Origin of the sequence: Streptomyces sp. rh34 (assembly GCF_002551245.1) — a bacterium.
Lineage (GTDB): Bacteria > Actinomycetota > Actinomycetes > Streptomycetales > Streptomycetaceae > Streptomyces.
Genome location: NZ_NTGZ01000558.1, coordinates 1 through 930, shown reverse-complemented (window position 1 = coordinate 930; position 930 = coordinate 1). Strand labels below are relative to the sequence as shown.

Here is a 930-nt window from a genome sequence, read left to right as displayed (position 1 = left end):
GTGCACCGCCCGGCCCCCGGTCTCCGGCCGGGCGGTGCACCGGCTGGGCAAGGCCCGCCTGACCATCACGCCGCGCGCGGCCGAGGACGGTTCCTGGCGGGTCTCCGTGGTGCTGGTCGTGCGCGGGCGGTGGCTGCTGCGGCCGGTGGGCGCGGTGGCGCTGTTCTTCGCCCGGGGCCTGGTGACGCGGGGCTTCCGGGAGGCGGCGGACCGTGCGGCCGAGGAGTGGAACACGGCGCTCGCGGAGCTGACGCCGCTGTACGGCGAGGCGTTGCGCGGGGAGATCGCCGACGCTCTGACGGAGCAGCCCGAGCCGGCCGGGCCCTCCGATCCGACTGATCCGACTGATCCGACCGAACCCAAGACTCTCTGACCCCACCCCCGCGACCCCTTCTTGAACATGTTCAAGAAGGGGTCTACAGTCATGCCCAAGAGCATTTTTGAACGTGTTCAAGGGAGGGTGGGGCATGGACCTCACTGTTGTCACGTACGTCATCTATCTGCTGATCACCGTGGCGCTCACCGTCTGGGTCGCCCGCACCCTCAGCCGGAACGGGCGGATCTTCCTCGCCGATGTGCTGCACGGGAACGAGAAGCTCGCCGACGCCGTCAACCACCTGCTGGTGGTCGGCTTCTACCTGGTCAACCTCGGGTTCGTCACGCTCTACCTGAAGAACGCCGGCGGGGTCGCCGACGCCCGTGAGCTGTTCGAGGCCCTCTCGGTGAAGGTGGGCGTGGTCCTGCTGGTGCTCGGCGTCATGCACCTGGGCAATGTGTGGGTACTCAGCCGCATCCGCCGCCGCAGCGCCCTGGAGCGCGAGGAGACCCCACCCGTGCCGCCGCAGGGTTGGACGCCCCCGGGCTACGGGGGCCCGTGGGCGGCACCCGCACCCGCGCCGGCACCCGGGCGGTGAGCCCGGTGACCGGAGC

The 930-nt window shown here is 70.9% G+C and carries 1 protein-coding gene and 1 pseudogene; both read left to right on the top strand.

The window, feature by feature from the left end; all coding sequences use genetic code 11:
- Positions 1 to 373: pseudogene (locus tag CR470_RS38185) on the top strand (hypothetical protein); the annotation flags it as partial.
- A 94-nt stretch (positions 374 to 467) separates the two neighbouring features.
- Positions 468 to 914 carry a hypothetical protein gene (locus CR470_RS38180; protein ID WP_097872319.1) on the top strand — a complete coding sequence of 149 codons (447 nt, stop codon included), beginning with the start codon at positions 468 to 470 and terminating at the stop codon, positions 912 to 914.
- Positions 915 to 930 lie beyond the last annotated feature (16 nt).